This window comes from Colwellia sp. KU-HH00111, assembly GCF_040362745.1.
In the GTDB taxonomy this organism is placed as follows: Bacteria; Pseudomonadota; Gammaproteobacteria; order Enterobacterales; family Alteromonadaceae; genus Colwellia.
Map to the genome: position 1 here is coordinate 104,029 of NZ_BAABWO010000005.1, position 17,375 is coordinate 121,403.

18 protein-coding genes and 1 riboswitch are annotated in these 17,375 nt (G+C 39.1%); of the genes, 15 read left to right on the top strand and 3 right to left on the bottom strand.

Annotation, left to right across the window (positions count from 1 at the left end; translation table 11 throughout):
• Positions 1-4 precede the first annotated feature (4 nt).
• Positions 5-370 carry a hypothetical protein gene (locus ABXG98_RS10710; protein ID WP_353538677.1) on the top strand — a complete coding sequence of 122 codons (366 nt, stop codon included), beginning with the start codon at positions 5-7 and terminating at the stop codon, positions 368-370.
• A gap of 787 nt (positions 371-1,157) precedes the next feature.
• Here ABXG98_RS10710 and ABXG98_RS10715 read toward each other — a convergent pair.
• Positions 1,158-2,183 carry an IS110 family RNA-guided transposase gene (locus tag ABXG98_RS10715; protein ID WP_353538678.1) on the bottom strand — a complete coding sequence of 342 codons (1,026 nt, stop codon included), beginning with the start codon at positions 2,181-2,183 and terminating at the stop codon, positions 1,158-1,160.
• 426 nt (positions 2,184-2,609) lie between these two features.
• Between ABXG98_RS10715 and ABXG98_RS10720 the strand changes: the two genes are divergently transcribed.
• From ABXG98_RS10720 to hemL, 3 genes are all read left to right on the top strand, one after another.
• Positions 2,610-4,625 carry an alpha-amylase gene (locus ABXG98_RS10720; RefSeq protein ID WP_353538679.1) on the top strand — a complete coding sequence of 672 codons (2,016 nt, stop codon included), beginning with the start codon at positions 2,610-2,612 and terminating at the stop codon, positions 4,623-4,625.
• Between the two features lie 192 nt (positions 4,626-4,817).
• Complete coding sequence (locus ABXG98_RS10725) at positions 4,818-5,828, top strand: aspartate carbamoyltransferase (RefSeq protein ID WP_353538680.1); 1,011 nt, start codon at positions 4,818-4,820, stop codon at positions 5,826-5,828.
• Positions 5,829-5,915: 87 nt separating this feature from the next.
• Positions 5,916-7,223, top strand: coding sequence for a glutamate-1-semialdehyde 2,1-aminomutase (gene hemL / locus ABXG98_RS10730; protein ID WP_353538681.1), 1,308 nt, complete (start codon positions 5,916-5,918; stop codon positions 7,221-7,223).
• 63 nt (positions 7,224-7,286) lie between these two features.
• Here hemL and moeA read toward each other — a convergent pair whose 3' ends face one another.
• Complete coding sequence (moeA, locus tag ABXG98_RS10735) at positions 7,287-8,522, bottom strand: molybdopterin molybdotransferase MoeA (RefSeq protein WP_353538682.1); 1,236 nt, start codon at positions 8,520-8,522, stop codon at positions 7,287-7,289.
• Positions 8,523-8,721: 199 nt separating this feature from the next.
• A riboswitch (molybdenum cofactor riboswitch) is annotated at positions 8,722-8,887 on the top strand.
• Between moeA and moaA the strand changes: the two genes are divergently transcribed.
• The 10 genes from moaA to ABXG98_RS10785 all read left to right on the top strand — a co-directional run bounded on the left by moaA (position 8,874) and on the right by ABXG98_RS10785 (position 15,777).
• On the top strand, positions 8,874-9,845 hold the full coding sequence (gene moaA, locus ABXG98_RS10740; RefSeq protein WP_353538683.1) for a GTP 3',8-cyclase MoaA: 972 nt from the start codon (positions 8,874-8,876) through the stop codon (positions 9,843-9,845). It overlaps the preceding riboswitch by 14 nt.
• Position 9,846: 1 nt before the next feature.
• Positions 9,847-10,491: a molybdenum cofactor guanylyltransferase gene (gene mobA, locus ABXG98_RS10745; protein WP_353538684.1), complete on the top strand. Its 645-nt coding sequence runs from the start codon at positions 9,847-9,849 to the stop codon at positions 10,489-10,491.
• A 58-nt stretch (positions 10,492-10,549) separates the two neighbouring features.
• A complete protein-coding gene (moaB, locus tag ABXG98_RS10750) occupies positions 10,550-11,092 on the top strand; it encodes a molybdenum cofactor biosynthesis protein B (protein ID WP_353538685.1) in 543 nt (180 codons plus the stop codon).
• Positions 11,092-11,592 (top strand): cyclic pyranopterin monophosphate synthase MoaC, encoded by a 501-nt coding sequence (gene moaC / locus ABXG98_RS10755; protein ID WP_353538686.1) that lies wholly within the window; start codon positions 11,092-11,094, stop codon positions 11,590-11,592. The genes moaB and moaC overlap by 1 nt, the downstream gene beginning before the upstream one ends.
• Positions 11,593-11,636: 44 nt before the next feature.
• A complete protein-coding gene (moaD, locus tag ABXG98_RS10760) occupies positions 11,637-11,885 on the top strand; it encodes a molybdopterin converting factor subunit 1 (protein ID WP_353538687.1) in 249 nt (82 codons plus the stop codon).
• A gap of 1 nt (position 11,886) precedes the next feature.
• A complete protein-coding gene (gene moaE, locus ABXG98_RS10765) occupies positions 11,887-12,366 on the top strand; it encodes a molybdopterin synthase catalytic subunit MoaE (protein WP_353538688.1) in 480 nt (159 codons plus the stop codon).
• A gap of 9 nt (positions 12,367-12,375) precedes the next feature.
• The gene (modA, locus tag ABXG98_RS10770) at positions 12,376-13,182 is read left to right on the top strand and encodes a molybdate ABC transporter substrate-binding protein (protein ID WP_353538689.1); all 807 of its coding nucleotides are present in this window, start codon (positions 12,376-12,378) and stop codon (positions 13,180-13,182) included.
• Positions 13,169-13,864 (top strand): molybdate ABC transporter permease subunit, encoded by a 696-nt coding sequence (modB, locus tag ABXG98_RS10775; protein ID WP_353538690.1) that lies wholly within the window; start codon positions 13,169-13,171, stop codon positions 13,862-13,864. The genes modA and modB overlap by 14 nt, the downstream gene beginning before the upstream one ends.
• Positions 13,854-14,951 carry a molybdenum ABC transporter ATP-binding protein gene (gene modC / locus ABXG98_RS10780; RefSeq protein ID WP_353538691.1) on the top strand — a complete coding sequence of 366 codons (1,098 nt, stop codon included), beginning with the start codon at positions 13,854-13,856 and terminating at the stop codon, positions 14,949-14,951. Before modB ends, modC begins: the two co-directional genes overlap by 11 nt.
• Before the next feature lie 34 nt (positions 14,952-14,985).
• Positions 14,986-15,777, top strand: coding sequence for a HesA/MoeB/ThiF family protein (locus ABXG98_RS10785; protein ID WP_353538692.1), 792 nt, complete (start codon positions 14,986-14,988; stop codon positions 15,775-15,777).
• Positions 15,778-15,865: 88 nt separating this feature from the next.
• Here ABXG98_RS10785 and rmf read toward each other — a convergent pair whose 3' ends face one another.
• Positions 15,866-16,039: a ribosome modulation factor gene (rmf, locus tag ABXG98_RS10790; RefSeq protein WP_353538693.1), complete on the bottom strand. Its 174-nt coding sequence runs from the start codon at positions 16,037-16,039 to the stop codon at positions 15,866-15,868.
• A gap of 535 nt (positions 16,040-16,574) precedes the next feature.
• Here rmf and ABXG98_RS10795 point away from each other — a divergent pair.
• Positions 16,575-17,324, top strand: a complete 750-nt coding sequence (locus ABXG98_RS10795; RefSeq protein ID WP_353538694.1) for a substrate-binding periplasmic protein — start codon at positions 16,575-16,577, stop codon at positions 17,322-17,324.
• The last annotated feature ends 51 nt before the right edge of the window (positions 17,325-17,375 follow it).

The following is a 17,375-nucleotide window of genomic DNA, read 5'->3' on the forward strand; positions in this document are numbered from 1 at the left end:
TTTAATGAAAACATACAAAATTTGTACAGAAAGCGGCCAACAAATTGCTTTTGAATTTGATTCAATTTATTTATCATTAAATTCTCTATGTTCGTTGTTAAAGGGTATAGATGGGGTCAGTGATATCAGAAAAAGAGATTCAATGAGTAAGTCACCTGATGTGCAAGTGAAATTTAAGTATTTTGATAGTGAATTGATCATTTTGGAACCTTTTGGTGATAGTAGTAGATACTGGTGTGGCTCTGAATCAGCGAATAGTGCAAAACAGATACAAAAGTTAGAAAGAAGTTTCAAACAATATAAGCCAACAATAATTAGAAAACTCATAGGAGATGTTATTACTTTGAACTTTGTGTTGCCGACCAAATAATATGTCAGAATAATCAAAGGGGTCACCCATTAGGGATCTCCCGTCAAGTAGGCAAAGCAGTTTCTCTTAACCTTTTTCATTAAGTGACAAATATACATGTTATTGCTTATTTGTTGGCTAGCTATGCGCCTAAAAATCTCATGGTTTGGTGTCAACTAATATGCACCCGTCACCCATCTGAATTAAGGCAATTTGTTGATAGCAATAAATCGATATCAACAGCCCTTGACTTATCGTCTCAGAAATCATTTAGTGCCGCACTTTGTCCAAGTCGTTGGAATAATTATTTATTCGCGATGACAGTGAAATGGCTAAATCAAAGGGGTCACCCATTAGGGATCTCCCGTCAAGTAGGTAAAGCAGTTTCTCTTAACCTTTTTCATTAAGTGGCAAATATACATGTTATTGCTTATTTGTTAGCTAGCTATGCACCTAAAAATCTCATGGTTTGGTGTCAACTAATATGCACCCGTCACCCATCTGAATTAAGGCAATTTGTTGATAGCAATAAATCGATATCAACAGCCCTTGACTTATCGTCTCAGAAATCATTTAGTGCCGCACTTTGTCCAAGTCGTTGGAATAATTATTTATTCGCGATGACAGTGAAATGGCTCATACCTTCGGTATGTCCAGCCCCTTATGGCTCAAAGCGCAGGCATATTAGCTTTTACAAAAAACATAAGTTGGTTAAACGAACGGTTCAATCAGTGACATGGTTTTACCAAACCCCTTTACAGAATCTCGTTCGCTTAACCAAAACTATCAATATTTCATATTATTTCTCTTAAGGATGAGCGCCAAACGCTTTGTTAACATCAAAAACAACACCGTCTCGTAGAATGTAATAACATGCTCTTGCTAGTTTATGTGCGACGGCTCCTTTGGCTATCATGATATGTGTTTTTGCTAACTTTCGTTGGTAATATTTTTTTATGCTGTCGTTATAGCGAATTGCGTAATTAGCCGCTTCGACAAATGCCCATGCTAAATATTTATTACCGTTTTTCGTATTAGTTTTAGACTTCTTCTTGCCATTACTATATCTAGCACCATTTACACAACGGCAATAGGAGGCATATTGTCCAACTTTATCAAAACGAGAAATATCTCCCGTTTCTAACATGATAGTTAACCCCAGTATTAGGCCAATGCCATCGATACTCGTTAAGTTAATAAACTCATCGCTTAGTTGAACTTGTTTGCTGAGTGATTTTTCAATGATTTTCACTTGCTGACTTACACAGTTAAGTGCAATTAAATTACTCTCGATTGATAAACAAACATTGGAGTCACTAAAGTGTTTTTCGATTTTCTCTTTTGTTAGTTGCTTTACATTATTAGCGCTGATCCTACCGTTGATATGTCTATCATATAAACCCTGGATTGAAAGAAGGTTTTTCGTTCTTTGTTGTACTAATTGGCCACGCTTACGTAACAAATCCCTGATCATCCGTTGCTCTTTGGGGTAAATATAACCTTCGGGTAAAATATTAAGACGTAGCATCGTGGCTAACCATTTTGCATCACTATCATCATCCCCATACTTTAAACCGCTGTATTGTTGTATCGCGGCAGTATTCGCTAAATGAAGTTTATATCCCGCTTCCATTAAGCCATCAACTAGCCAATACCAGTTGTATGTAGATTCAACCACTAAACCCGTTAGCTCATTGAAATAAGGCTTAAGGTAAGCTTTGATTTGAGTAAGATCATTTGCGATACGTTTCTTAAAAACAGTATTAGCATTTTCATCAATAATATTTATTACGGAATTATTTGAATGCAAATCTAATCCACCATATAGTTTCATTTGTATCTCCCCCGTGGAGTCAGTGAGTGTTGTTGGAACCACTACTGTACCGTGATGCGGAGGGAGATCCCTATATGATTATCAATGACGCTTGAGAGTTGTTCTCATTTGTTATGATTTCAAACCTCAGTTTCCCAAAGGTTTTGCTTATTTGCGTATAAATATGTCAATAGGATCAATGGCGTTGATTTACACCTTATCAAATGGGTGGTCGTACCTACTCAATGTAAGTGGCAATAAATTAAATGCCCAAAATTTAAACATCAAAACCCTTCACAATAACGACATATAAAATAACAATCAATAGAGATTTAGTGCATACGTATTCAACGCTTTTTTGTGTGAATTTGTTGTTATTTTGAGCAATTATAATATCCCCCCGCATATTTAGAAAACCTAATAATACCAATAATAACAGGATCAAAAATGAAACTAAAAATGACGAAAAACCTTATATCAACTGGCTTAGCTATAGCGTTACCTTTAATAGCCAGCTCTCACGTACAAGCCGCTGAGCAACGTACTACTTTTGTGCATCTATTCGAATGGAATTGGCAAGATATTGCGCAAGAGTGTGAAGACTACCTAGGACCAAAAGGCTATGCCGCAGTACAAGTCTCTCCTCCCAATGAGCATATTCAGGGTTCACCTTGGTGGACTCGTTATCAACCGGTAAGTTATCAATTAGAAAGTCGCGGCGGAAATCGTGGACAATTTATTGATATGGTCAATCGTTGTAAGGCTGTAGGAGTAGATATTTATGTCGATGCCGTTATTAATCATATGGCTAACGGCAGTGGTACAGGCGTAGCCGGCAGTAATTATGGTAATAAAAACTATCCTATTTATAGCACGCAAGACTTTCATAATACGTGTGCAATAACCAGTTACAACAATAGGTTTGAGGTACAAAATTGTGAGTTAGTAGGTTTACCTGATTTAAATACTAGCGCTTCATATGTGCAAGACACGGTTGCTGGATACCTAAATGATTTGACCGATATCGGTGTGGCAGGCTTTCGATTTGATGCTTCAAAACATATGGCAGTAGAAGATATTCAAGGGGTTTTGTCAAAAGTTAATGGCTCACCATTAGTATTTCAAGAAGTTATTGATCAAGGCGGCGAGACCATTAGTTCATCTGAGTACACCAGTGCAGGGTTAGTGACAGAATTCAAATACACCACCAAATTAGGAGATACCTTTAAAAATGGAAAACTCTCATGGTTAAGTAATTTTGGCGAAGGCTGGGGCTTTATGCCAAGTAGCTCTGCGGTAGTTTTTGTTGACAACCATGACAACCAAAGAGGGCATGGTGGTGGCGGTAGTGTCATTACCTTCGAAGACGGCCGCTTATATGATTTAGCTAACGTATTTATGCTAGCTTATCCATATGGTTACCCAAAAGTAATGTCCAGTTATGATTACCACGGAGATACAGATGCAGGTGCGCCTTCGGTGCCAGTGCATAACAACGGCAACTTAGAGTGCTTTAATGATAATTGGCAGTGTGAACACAGGTGGTCATACATCTCAGGAGCAGTAGATTTTAGAAACAACACCGCTGACAACTGGAGTACTACCAACTGGTGGGACAACGGTAATAATCAAATTGCCTTTGGCCGTGGCGGCTCAGGTTTTGTTGCTATTAACAAAGAAAATACTAATTTAACTGCAGCTCTACCAACGGGCATGACAGCAGGCAGTTACTGTAATGTACTTAAGGGTGAATTATCTATCGATGGGCAATCTTGTAGTGGTGAAACCATTACGGTCAATAGTGATGGCACTATTAACGCTAATGTAGGTGCATGGGATGCATTTGCTATTCATCAAGGTGCTAAAATTAATAGTGATATTATTCCTCCCGAAGGTGACTGGCAACGTACCGTTATATTTATTCAAGCACAAACTCAAAGTGGCCAAGACATGTTTATTCGAGGTGGAATTGATCACAATTACGCAAACAACACCTTAGGAAAAAACTGTCAAACCACTAACTTTGACTGTGCCATGCCTATTAAGCATAACAATTTACGCAATAGCACCACTTCACCTTGGAAGGTTAACGAAAACTACTTAGATTGGTATGGCAGTGAAGTTGGGCAAAGCAATCAAGCACAAGGAACACCGCTTGATTGGACAACCAATGTTTGGCCAAGCAGTTGGGGGGCAATACGTACCACTACTACAGATGGTTATGGCGAAGATCCCTTCAATAGTTGGGGGCAGCATCACTGGATGTTAGATGTAGATATGGACTGTAGTAAAGCTGTTAATGGTGCATTTGAAATCAAAGCTTTCATCAAAAATGGTCAAGGCTGGGAAGGTGATATAATTCAAGCCAATACACCTTACACTTCTAACAACCACTTTGCCCAATGCGGAAAAATTAATAAGTTCGACTTCAATAGTAACAATGTGGAAATTAGAAACTTTTAAGCAATAACTGATTACGGGTAAACTAATCCTATCAAACGAACAACTAGAAAGGTCAATTTTTATTGGCCTTTTTGTTTCTATAAAAAGTAACTAAATAAGTGCTTTATTTAGTTTTACCATTCTAAAAATCATGATTTTGTGCTATATTTCTGCAAATTTTTTCGCGCTTTATAAGCGACAGAGCTTCTCAAAATGATGAAATTCCAAGGCAGTCATATCCTGTCAGTATCACAATTTGATCGCGATGCTATTGCAAAGATATTAGATGTTTCCGCACAAATGGCGCCTTATGCCGCCCGTCAGAAACGTTGTACCGTGCTTGAAGGCGCAATTCTAAGTAATCTTTTTTTTGAACCAAGTACTCGAACCCGGGTTAGCTTTGGCACAGCCTTTAACTTACTCGGCGGTTTTGTCCGAGAAACTGTTGGCCAAGAAAATTCATCATTAAGCAAAGGCGAATCTTTATTTGACACCGCACAGGTGATCAGTGGTTACAGTGATGTTATTGCCATGCGTCATCCGCAAATGCATTCTGTTGAACAATTTGCAAAAGGCAGTACTGTACCAGTGATTAATGGTGGTGACGGCGCCAATGAACATCCAACACAAGCATTGCTAGATTTATTCACCATACAATCTGAAATGATGCATTATCAAAAAGGCTTAGATAACCTAGATATTGTTTTGATGGGAGATTTAAAACACGGTCGTACCGTGCATTCCTTGTCAAAATTGCTTAGTTTGTATAATAACGTCAAGGTAACCATGGTTTCTCCCGAAGCTTTAAGAATGCCTGATAGCGTTATTTCCACACTAGAAAATGCTGGCCACCAAGTGATAGTAACCGATAGCATGGCGGGTAATTTATCTTGTGATGTGATTTATCAAACACGTATTCAACAAGAACGCTTTGCTAGTAAAGATGAGGCTGACTTATACCGTGGCCATTTCAGTTTAAACAAAAGCGTTTATCAGCAATATTGCCGAGAAAACACAGTCATTATGCACCCATTGCCTCGGGATTCTCGTCCCGAAGCCAATGAACTTGATATCGATTTAAATGACTTAGACAGCTTGGCTATTTTCAGACAAGCGCAAAATGGCGTGTTAGTTAGAATGGCATTATTTGCCTTAACTTTAGGTGTTGAAGATCAATTAACTCAATACGAAAAAGATGTAAACTGGCACACAAATAAGCGTTAATACTTTATTTAATTTATAACCTTCAATGTGAAATCTTACCTACATTAGGTTAAGCAAGTAGCGAATGAACCCAAAAGAGTTTTTATTATGAATGGATCAACTAATCTTTCTACCAGCAATTCAGAGCAACTATTTTCTCAAGCAAAAGAGGTTATTCCTGGTGGTGTAAACTCACCTGTTCGAGCATTTAACAGTGTTGGTGGCGTACCTTCTTTTATCAAGCGCGCTGAAGGCGCTTACATTTATGATGTTGACGATAATGCTTATGTTGATTATGTTGGCTCATGGGGACCTATGATATTAGGCCATAACCATCCAGCAATTCTAGAAGCTGTACTTAATACCGCAAAAAACGGCTTAAGCTTTGGTGCCCCAACTGAATTAGAAATTACCATGGCTAAAAAAGTACGTGAGTTAGTACCGTCAATGGAATCATTACGCATGGTAAGCTCTGGCACTGAAGCGACCATGAGTGCTATTCGTTTAGCGCGTGGATTTACTGGTCGTGACAAAATTTTAAAATTTGAAGGCTGTTACCATGGACACGCGGACTCGCTGCTGGTAAAAGCTGGCTCTGGTGCGCTGACTTTAGGCGTACCTAACTCCCCGGGTATTCCTGCTGACTTTGCCAAACACACCCTAACCGTAAGCTACAACAACCTTGAACAGGTAAAAGAAATTTTCGCCCAATATCCCGATCAAATTGCCTGTATTATTGTTGAGCCCGTCGCTGGAAATATGAATTGTATTCCGCCGGTTGAAGGTTTTCTTGAGGGACTGCGCGAGGTATGTGATGAGTACAGCTCAGTACTTATTTTTGATGAAGTTATGACTGGATTTCGAGTTGCCTTAGGTGGAGCCCAAGCCCATTATGATATCAAACCTGATTTAACTACTTTAGGAAAAGTCATTGGTGGCGGTATGCCTGTTGGCGCCTTTGGCGGTAAACAAATAATTATGGATCATATTGCCCCTGTTGGCCCTGTTTATCAGGCGGGTACTTTATCAGGCAACCCTATCGCGATGGCAGCAGGTCTAGCGTCCTTAACAGAATTAGCCCAAGGTGATAAGCATCAGCAACTCAGTGCTGCCACTGAAAAATTAGCCATGGGCTTAAAAGCAGCAGCAGATAGACAGGGTGTCAGTTTAAATATTAACTATGTCGGCGCTATGTTTGGTTTTTTCTTTACTGATGATGAAACCCCAATTACGACTTATGAACAAGTCATGGCGTGTGATGGTGAAAAATTTAAACGTTTTTTCCACTTAATGCTTGAGCATGGGGTTTATCTAGCACCATCGGCTTTTGAAACAGGCTTTGTATCTTTGTCTCACACCGATGAAATTATTGAACAAACCCTAGAAGCCGCGGCTAAGTGTTTCGCACAATTATAGACTCCTTAAAAAACAATCAAAGAAGCGTTATGACCCAATAGCGCTTCTTCTTAATACTGAATATCAACAAATAAACTGATCAAACAACTGCACAGTCACCATTTCACCGGCTGCTACCTTGCCCTGTTCACTTGGTAAAACAATAAAACAATTTGCCCGTGCCAAACTTGATAAAATGCCTGAGCCTTGTGAGCCAGTTGACTCAACCACGTTTTCCCCTTGCTCATTAACGCTTAACACACCGCGTTGAAAATCCATGCGCCCGGGTGATTTTTTTAAGTCACTGATACATTTCACTTGAATACTGGTACGTTTAAGCGCATCAGCATTTTGCATTTTAGTTAAGGCAACCAGTGCCAGTTGATGAAAAGTAACTAAGGCTGAGACCGGATTGCCCGGCAAGCCAAAAAAGAAACTATGAGGTAACTTACCAAAAGCAAATGGCTTACCCGGCTTCATAGCTATTTTCCAAAAGCCAATTTCGCCTAAGTCATCTAGTACCGTTTTAGTATAGTCGGCATCACCAACCGAAACACCACCCGATGATATAACCGCATCGGCTTGGCTATCAGCACTAACAAAAGCAGCTTTTATGGCGTCAAAGTCATCTTCGATAATACCAAAATCGATAACATCAACATGTAATTTTTCTAGCATGCCACGTAGCACAAAACTGTTACTCTCATAAATATCGCCTGAACTTAGCGCTTGACCCGGTAATTTCAACTCATCACCCGTGGCTATTAACGCCACTTTTAACTTACGATACACAGTGACGTCACTAACACCGAGCGATGCTAAAATACCGACATCAACCGCCGAAATTTTATGTCCTTGGCTCAGCACATGTTGGCCTAATTGAATATCTTCACCTGCTTTTCGAACATGAGAGCCTAGCTGCTTGTCTTGCAAAAAGGTAATTTGCTCTGCTTCAACGTGCACATTCTCTTGCATTTCTACACTGTCACAACAAGCAGGCATTTTAGCGCCTGTCATAATACGAATACACTCGCCTAGTTTGCATTCACCTTGGAAAGGCGCACCGGCCATAGAGCGGCCAACCAACTTTAAGGTATTACCTTGAGCTAAACTTTCAATAGCAAACGCATAGCCATCCATTGCAGAGTTATCATGATTGGGAACATTCAGTGGGCTAGCAATATCTTGGGCTAACACATAATTTAGCGCTTGGGTTATCGGCAAGGTTAGTGTTTGTGTCACGGGAGCGATTTGTGACAACATATTTTCCAACGCACAATCAAATGGCAATAACCCTGGGGCGGAACAACAATCAGACATGCTTAACTCACTTAATGTAAAAAATTCAAAGATTCAATTACGCTATTATCACTTACTTCGTCTTAACATTAATAGTGCTTTCAGCTTTTATATTGCTTAAATTAGCGATTTATTGATACCAATCAAAAAGCCTAGTATCAATAAATATTATTATATTTGTTATTAAATGATATACTCTATCTAAGTCATTTGACTAAGAACCACTACTTTACACCGAGCTGATATAACTAACGCCATGGTATAAACACCCGGCCATGTTATTTTAAGCCGTAGTAACTACTTGATAAAAAATAGTTTACTGCCAGGGTTAACAAGGAAACGCGTTAGCCTCCCGACATTTGGAAAGGTGAGATGTTAACAGACAATTTTGGCCGTAGGTTTTATTACCTTCGCCTATCTATTACCGACGTATGTAATTTTAAATGCAATTACTGCCTGCCTGACGGTTATCAATGCGACCAGCCTCGTGATTTTATGACGCTGCCTGAAATTAAGCGCTTAACGTCTGCTTTTGCTGGCTTAGGTACGGAAAAAATTCGCATTACTGGCGGAGAGCCGGCCCTTCGTAAAGATCTTCCTGACATTATTGCTAGCTGCAAGCAAACGCAAGGCATTAAAAAAGTGGCGATCACTAGCAATGGTTTTAAATTGCCTGAGCATTTACCTCAATGGTTAGATGCCGGCATTGACGCTATTAACATCAGTATTGACAGTTTAGACCCTCGTCAATTTCTTGCGATTACCGGCCATAATAAACTCGATACTATTTTAAAAGGTATTGATATGGCACTCGCTGATGGTCGCCCTTCAGTAAAAGTAAATACAGTATTGATGCGTGAATATAGCGGAAGTGATATTCAAAGTTATTTAGATTGGTTAAAAGATACGCCCGTCACATTACGTTTTATTGAGCTAATGCAAACAGGCGATAACCAAGCTTTTTTTGACGCGCAACATGTGCAAGGTTCACGGATTAAACAAAACTTAATTTTAGATGGCTGGTTACCTGTATTACAGGATAAAGCGGCTGGCCCTGCACAAGAGTTTTATCATCCTGACTATAAAGGCCGCATTGGGTTGATCATGCCCTATTCAAAAGATTTTTGTGATAGCTGTAATCGCCTTAGAGTTAGCTCCTCAGGCAAACTGCATTTGTGTTTATTTGGCGAAAATGGTTTGTCATTACGCGAGCAAATGCAAAGTGATGATATTGAGCCATTGCAAGCACAAATTTTATCTTTGTTAGGCGATAAAAAGGCTGCTCATTTCTTACATGATAAACTCACGGGTGGCACTAAACATTTAGCGATGCTAGGCGGTTAACATGTCCTCTTTTATAAATGCTGATTTAGATATTGTTAATCTAAATACTGAGTGTTTAGGTGTGGTACTTGCTGGAGGGCTTTCTTCCCGCATGGGGCAAGACAAAGCACAATTACTAAGAAGTGATCAGGCTGCGCTTTCGATGTTAGCGTTTTCCAAACAAATGCTAAGCGATTCAGGCATAAAGAATATTATCGTTAGTGGCGACAATTATGATGTGCCAGACACTGTTAAGAAAAGCGGGCCTGTTGGCGGAATCTTAAGTGTCCTAGCTCGTTATCCTCAAGCTAAATCACTATTAATATTACCGGTTGATTTACCTTTTATCACCGCAAAAGCGTTAGCTGAATTGCGAGTTAAAGGCGAGTTAGCACAAAAAGCAACCCACTTTGAAGATCATAATATTCCGTTGTATTTACCTAATAACGGTTATCTTGAACTATTTATGGCGCAAGCGTTTAGCAATCAAGTGAGCAACGACAACAAAAACATAAAAGCCACGCATTCTCGCTTCAAGGCTAAAGGGCCATCGATAAAAGCCTTGTTAACACAAGTGCCGCATCAAGCCATTAAATGTCAAAATGCAAACACCTTGTTTAATACGAATACGCCTGAGCAATGGCAACAGGCAATACAACAATTTTAATTTTTAGCTAGGTTAGCATGCTAATTTAGCCTCTTTATCTAGTAAAAAGGAACAACCTATGTCAGCACACGGCGGCACAACATTTATCCCTCTAAACATTGCAGTATTAACAGTGTCAGACACCCGTACCGCAGCAAATGATACGTCTGGTCAGGCGTTAGTTGATCGTCTTACTGATGCCGGTCACAACTTAGCCGATAGAGCGATTGTGATTGATGATGTTTATCAACTGCGTGCTCAAGTTTCTAAGTGGATTGCAGACGACAGTATCAATGCCATTATTTCAACCGGTGGCACAGGTTTTACAGAACGAGACAATACCCCAGAGGCATTGATGGCATTATTTGACAAAAATGTTGAAGGCTTTGGTGAAGTATTTCGTCATGTATCCTTAAGCGAAATTGGCACTTCAACCATTCAATCACGCGCATTTGGTGGCATAGCCAATAAAACCGTTATTTTATGCGTTCCTGGTTCAACTAATGCTTGTAAAACCGCTTGGGACAAGGTTATTAAAGAGCAGTTAGACGCCAGCCACCGCCCATGTAATTTTGTGCCGCACCTTAATATTAGTGCTCAACAATGTGAGACTAGAGGCTAATGACTGATTCAACCGTAACCGACCAAGTCGCACTAAGCCACCTGAACCAACAAGGTGAAGCGAACATGGTTGATGTCACCGAAAAAGCGATGACCTCACGAACTGCAACTGCACAAGGCTTCATTAAAATGAATCGTGCAACCTTTGATCTGATCACCACAGGTAAACACAAAAAAGGTGATGTGTTTGCTGTTGCCCGCATTGCCGGCATACAAGCAGCAAAAAAATGCAGTGATTTAATCCCGTTGTGTCATCCGCTAATGCTAAGCAAGGTGCAGGTTGATTTCACCCTTGATAATGAAAATTCGCACGTCATAGTTACCAGCCTTTGTCGATTAACAGGGCAAACGGGTGTTGAAATGGAAGCATTAACAGCAGTATCTGTGGCTTGTTTAACTTTGTTTGATATGTGTAAAGCGGCCGATCCAGCCATGGAGATTCATGGCATTAAAGTGCTTACCAAAGCAGGTGGCAAATCAGGTCAATGGCACGCGAATTAATGATATTTCGAGCATAATTAAAAGAGATTGAAAGAGAGAATACCATGATCAAAGTTGTTTTTTTTGCTGCACTACGCGAACAATTAAATTGCAGCGAGTTATCAATCAATAGTGATAATCTTGCCACTGTCGCCGATTTAAAAAATCACCTTGCGAGTAAAGATGAAAATTGGCAACAAGTTTTTGCTAACAGCGCATTATTGTCTGCCGTTAATCACGACATGGTTAGCAGTGAACAAGCCATTAAAGCAGGTGATGAAGTCGCTTTTTTCCCACCGGTAACTGGCGGTTAATATGACCAAAGTAAGTAATACCGCAGCAGCGAACACAGAAATATCAATTCAAACCGCAGATTTTAGTTTAGCTGATGAAGTTGCTTTACTTGAGCGCGATAATGCTATCGATGGTGCAGTCGTCACTTTTACCGGAAGAGTACGCAACCAAAATGAAGGTAAAGCAGTAACGAGTTTAACTCTTGAACATTACCCGGGGATGACCGAAAAATCGTTAGCAAAAATAATCGCTCAAGCAAAAGAGCGGTGGCGAATTGGTCGAGTTAAAGTAATCCACCGTGTGGGTGAACTTTTTATTGGCGACCAAATTGTCTTTGTTGGCGTCACCAGCAAGCACCGCCAAGATGCATTTGCTGCTAACGAGTTCATTATGGACTACTTAAAAGTACAAGCCCCGTTTTGGAAAAAAGAAGCCAGTACTGATGGAGCAAACTGGTTAGACGCCAAAACAACCGACGAAAATAAAGCGGCCAAGTGGTAACCTTAGACGATGGCGTATCTTGCTAAGTTACTCAGTTTTATTTGCACGTTAAGTCTTCTTAGTGTTAGCTGCTTTTTTAGTAAACACGCATTAAGTGCTACTGACATCAACCAAAACCCGTTGCGCATAGCTGTTGCTGCTAACTTTACCCCGATATTAAAAGAATTATTGAAGGATTTTAACCAGCAAACCAATATTGATAGTCAAATTATCAGTGGCGCAACTGGCGCACTATTTTTGCAAATCCAACATGGTGCTCCTTTTGATATTTTTATTGCTGCTGACAGCAACAGACCTGCACAGTTAGAGCAAGACAACTTAATTGTTGCGCACAGTAGAAAAACCTATGCGTTAGGCCAGTTAGCTTTGTTTTCAATGACCTCAAGCGCACAATTAAGTGATTTACACCGTATTCCTAACTACTTTGCAATCGCGAACCCTGATACCGCCCCGTATGGAAAAGCAGCCAAGCAAACCCTACAACATCTAGGCTTATGGTCGCAGTACCAAACTAAATTAATTCAAGGCATTAACGTTAACCAAACCTTTGCCCAAATTCGCAGCCAAGCAGTAAGCAGTGGTTTAGTCGCCAACAGCCAACTGGTGCTCAATAAATTAACCGGTGTTATTATTCCGCCAGAATATCACCAGCCTATTGCACAACAATTAGTTATTATTAAAACAAGTACTAATATAGACAAGGCAAAAAAACTAAGTAATTACTTACTTTCGCCACTAATTCAACAAAAAATCATCGGTTACGGTTACGCTAATTTTGCCCAAGATAAAATTGGAACAGTAGATGATAAATCCTGATTTACTCGCCTTATTTACCACCTTAAAAATGGCCGCCTTAACCACGGTAATTTTATTGTTTATTGGTACCCCGTTGGCGTGGTATCTTGCCAAAATGCAAAGCCGCTTCAAAGTGATCATCGAAGCAATGGTTGCCTTACCTTTAGTGCTTCCGCCAACAGTATTAGGTTTTTATTTGCTGATAGCATTTTCACCCCAGTATTTACCGGGACAGCTTTGGCAACAAGCAACAGGTCAACAACTCGCCTTTAGCTTTTCTGCTATTGTCATTGGCTCTGTACTCTACTCTATGCCTTTTGTAGTACAGCCATTACAAAAAGCTTTTGAACAACTCGGTGAACCATTACTTGAAGCAGGTGCTATGTTAGGTGCTGGTCCCTTAGACCGTTTTTTTACCATTGTGTTACCCATCACTAAAGCAAGCTTTATTACTGCGGCGAGCTTGGGCTTTGCACATACTGTTGGTGAGTTTGGCGTAATATTAATGATTGGTGGCAACATTCCCGGTGAAACCAGAGTGTTGTCAATTGCATTATTTGATCATGTGGAAGCTTTTGACTATGCCAAGGCTCATATGTTAGCTATTAGCTTATTAATAGGCTCAATGGTGTTGTTAGCTGCTATTTATTTGTTGAATCGCCCAAAAACAAACACCGCTAAGGACTTCAATAATGAAGCTTAACCTTAGCTTTAAACTTGACTTCCCTACCTTTAGTTTCAATATTGACCAAGCGCTTTCTTTGCAGGGTATTACTGGTATTTTCGGGCACTCAGGCTCTGGTAAATCTACGCTTTTACGGGCAATTTCTGGTTTAGAAAAAAATCTCGATGGTAGTATCTCGCTTAATGACTGCTCGCTAATTAACAGCCACACTAAACATTTTGTTAAAACCGAGCATCGACACATAGGCCTGGTGTTTCAAGATTCACGTTTATTTCCGCATTTAACCGTTTTAGAAAACCTTAAGTTCGCTGCTAAGCGCTGCAAAAGCCCACGCTTGAATTTTAATGAAATAATCACTTTAACTGAGTTAACCCCCCTACTGACTAAAGCCGTAGATCAACTTTCAGGGGGACAAAAGCAACGAGTAGCTCTTGCTAGAGCCATTATTGCTGAGCCGCAATTGCTGTTACTGGACGAGCCATTAAGTGCTTTAGATAGACAAGCAAAAACCAGCCTACTTAAGTTAATGCTTAAAATACAGCAGCAGCTGCAACTACCTATGCTGTATGTTAGCCACTCTATGGACGAGTTGCAGCAAGTTTGCGATAAGCTTTTAGTTTTATCGCAAGGCAAGGTCATGGGTTATGGCAATATACATTCGATGATTCATCAATTAAACCAGACTCAAGATAATAACTTTATTCCCAAACAAACCAGTTTATCGTTGCCGATAAAAACCTATGATAACGGCCATGGCTTGGCAGTATTATCGCTAGGAGCAGCACAAGAAATATATTTACCCACCCTTGAGAATGAAACAACCAATAAATTGTTACGTTGCTTTATTTTAGCCCGGGATATTAGTATTTCCTTAACTGAGCCGCTAAATTCTTCTATTGTTAATCATCTTTTTGCTAAAATAAAGACCATTAACATTCAAGGGCATCATGTGCTGATCACGGCAGTATGTGGCGAAAATGAAAATGAACTACAAGAGTTCTTTGTCAATATAAGCGCCTTTTCTCAGCAAAAATTAGCGCTTTGTAAAGACCAGAATGTCTATTTGCAATTCAAAGCTAGTGCAGTTCGTACCTATCTTTACTAAACAATGATAACCATAATTACATACAGGATTTAACGTGTTAACAACGCAAGAACAACTTAAATATTCTCGACAAATCATGATGACTAAGGTTGGCGAACAAGGCCAATTAGCCTTACGAAATGCTAGAGTGTTAATTGTTGGGGTTGGCGGTTTAGGTAACCCGGTGAGCTTATATTTAGCAGCCGCTGGTGTTGGCACACTGTATTTAGCTGATGGCGATAACATTGAGCTGAGTAATTTACCTAGGCAAATTCAATTTAGTGAGCAAGACATTGCGCACAATAAAGCCGATGTTGCCGCTGAAAAGCTCAATGCACAATTTCCAGACAGTGAAATTGAAGCTATTGATGAAATGTTAGATCAAGAACTCTGTGACTATTATTTACCCCAAGTAGATTTAGTTTTAGATTGCTCTGACAACATCCAAACGCGCTATTTAATCAACCAAGCCTGTGTAACACATCAAGTACCTTTAGTCATAGGTGCTGCCACAGGGTTTGATGGACAGCAATTAGTGGTTGACCCACGAAACGAACATAGCGCTTGTTACCATTGTTTATTTCCTTCCTCAGAAAAAGCGCCTGCCAATAATTGTCAAACTATCGGTATTTTAGGCCCTGTGTTAGCCATTATTGCAGGTATGCAAGCTTTACAAGCAATAAAGCTTATCATCGGGAACCATCATGAAAGTGACTCTTCAGATGCAGCCAATAAGATGCCAAATAATGTACAAATAAACCAATTAAATTTATTTGATGGCTTATCAAATCAATGGCAACAATTTACCATGAAAAAACAAAAAAATTGCAGTGTTTGCGGGAAATAGTGTACTTGGTAGGTAATGGTAGGTGAGGCTTCGGCATTGAAATGTGCCGTATGAAATGCTCACCTACAGGTAGTTTTGGTAAAAAGAGTTATTTAAACAGCCCCATATTTCTATCGGTTACCGCTTCACGCCATCCCCCTAGCCATTGCGATTTTGCATCTATACTTTGATAAGGACAATGCTCTTTTGACTTGCCGCTAAGACCTGCTTGATAACCGTTTGAATGTGCTCTACCTAACTTATCTCTTTTTTGTCTTCTCATTTTTAACACCTCGTAACTATATCTTAAAATACCTTTTAAATTATTACCTTGGGTAACAAGTACCCGATAATAAAACTACGTTGTGGCCAAATATATCGTGCTAAACATTTTAGCTAGACCGTAATTTGACGATTTATTTAAAAGGATTTACGCAGACGATGCAAGTGCAAAAATAATATATGAATAGCAATAAAAATTATAATAACACTGATCTTTTTCGCTGATTTTTTGAGCAACAAACTTCTTTCAAATAAAACAAATCATTAGCAAATTGCAATCATTTTTTTATAGAACTTGCTGCTATAAAAACAAAAAACTATAGATAAATTTAGTTTAATAAATTAAAAGACAATACCAATTAAGCAAACTGAATGATTAGTATGAGCAGAAAAAAATACTATAATGACTTAATCGCGTTTACCGATTGACGGCAAAAAAAATCATAAACCACTGTTTTAAAATTATTTTATTTATATTCTCTGTTTGCTAATAACTAGTCTATACTAATTTTAGAACCCTTTTTTATCAAGTGTATATGCGCACGTTATTTCGTTACTTCATTTTCATTTTGTTAGTTACCCTGCCGTGTGTTATTCAGGCTAAACAATTGTTAACTATTGGCGTAGGTAATTTCCCTCCGTTTTTTATTAAACAAAATGAGAGTGGCTTATTTCTTGATATTACCAAAGCAATTTTTCATAACCTACCTGAATATCAAATTCGCTTTGTATTTATGAGTAATGATCGATTATTACATGAAATCAATAGCGGCAAACGTATTGATGTGGCTTGTAATATAATTAAAAATTCAGCAGTAAAGGCTCATTTATCTACACCTGTTTTTCGCTATAGCGATGTTGCCATTTCAAAAAAATCAAAAAATTTAATCCTTAATTCCACATCAGATTTAAACGGTTTATCAATTGCGGCATACCAAGGTGCGAGTGATTTATTAGGAGAAGAGTTTAAAAAAATGGCCTTGTCTAATCCAAGCTATGCTGAGCACCCTCACCCAAAAGAAACCACGCACTTGTTACTCTCAGATCTTAAAGATGTTCGAATTGGAGATATTCATATTTTTTATCATGATTTAAAACATCCATTCTATAAAGACAGTGAACACACTGACATTGATAACTATAATATCCATTATTTATGGCCAAACGTTTATTCACACATGGCATTTAAAGATAAAACTCTCAGAGATGCAGTTAATGATGAAATACAAAAACTGACCCAAAATGGCACACTCGCTAACATATACCAACGCTATGAAATCAAATAAATCCCATCAAAAGCATTGCATTCCTTCTTAGAACGAGTTATCAGTATTGAT

Bases quoted from the DNA above. Each gene is read 5' to 3' on its own strand.
- ABXG98_RS10725 (WP_353538680.1), top strand. From the start codon at position 4,818: ATGATGAAATTCCAAGGCAGTCATATCCTGTCAGTATCACAATTTGAT.
- hemL (WP_353538681.1), top strand. From the start codon at position 5,916: ATGAATGGATCAACTAATCTTTCTACCAGCAATTCAGAGCAACTATTT.
- ABXG98_RS10720 (WP_353538679.1), top strand. From the start codon at position 2,610: ATGAAACTAAAAATGACGAAAAACCTTATATCAACTGGCTTAGCTATA.
- moaE (WP_353538688.1), top strand. From the start codon at position 11,887: ATGACCAAAGTAAGTAATACCGCAGCAGCGAACACAGAAATATCAATT.
- moaD (WP_353538687.1), top strand. From the start codon at position 11,637: ATGATCAAAGTTGTTTTTTTTGCTGCACTACGCGAACAATTAAATTGC.
- rmf (WP_353538693.1), bottom strand. From the start codon at position 16,039: ATGAGAAGACAAAAAAGAGATAAGTTAGGTAGAGCACATTCAAACGGT.
- moeA (WP_353538682.1), bottom strand. From the start codon at position 8,522: ATGTCTGATTGTTGTTCCGCCCCAGGGTTATTGCCATTTGATTGTGCG.
- moaC (WP_353538686.1), top strand. From the start codon at position 11,092: ATGACTGATTCAACCGTAACCGACCAAGTCGCACTAAGCCACCTGAAC.
- modB (WP_353538690.1), top strand. From the start codon at position 13,169: ATGATAAATCCTGATTTACTCGCCTTATTTACCACCTTAAAAATGGCC.
- moaA (WP_353538683.1), top strand. From the start codon at position 8,874: ATGTTAACAGACAATTTTGGCCGTAGGTTTTATTACCTTCGCCTATCT.
- modA (WP_353538689.1), top strand. From the start codon at position 12,376: ATGGCGTATCTTGCTAAGTTACTCAGTTTTATTTGCACGTTAAGTCTT.
- modC (WP_353538691.1), top strand. From the start codon at position 13,854: ATGAAGCTTAACCTTAGCTTTAAACTTGACTTCCCTACCTTTAGTTTC.
- mobA (WP_353538684.1), top strand. From the start codon at position 9,847: ATGTCCTCTTTTATAAATGCTGATTTAGATATTGTTAATCTAAATACT.
- moaB (WP_353538685.1), top strand. From the start codon at position 10,550: ATGTCAGCACACGGCGGCACAACATTTATCCCTCTAAACATTGCAGTA.
- ABXG98_RS10715 (WP_353538678.1), bottom strand. From the start codon at position 2,183: ATGAAACTATATGGTGGATTAGATTTGCATTCAAATAATTCCGTAATA.
- ABXG98_RS10795 (WP_353538694.1), top strand. From the start codon at position 16,575: ATGCGCACGTTATTTCGTTACTTCATTTTCATTTTGTTAGTTACCCTG.
- ABXG98_RS10710 (WP_353538677.1), top strand. From the start codon at position 5: ATGAAAACATACAAAATTTGTACAGAAAGCGGCCAACAAATTGCTTTT.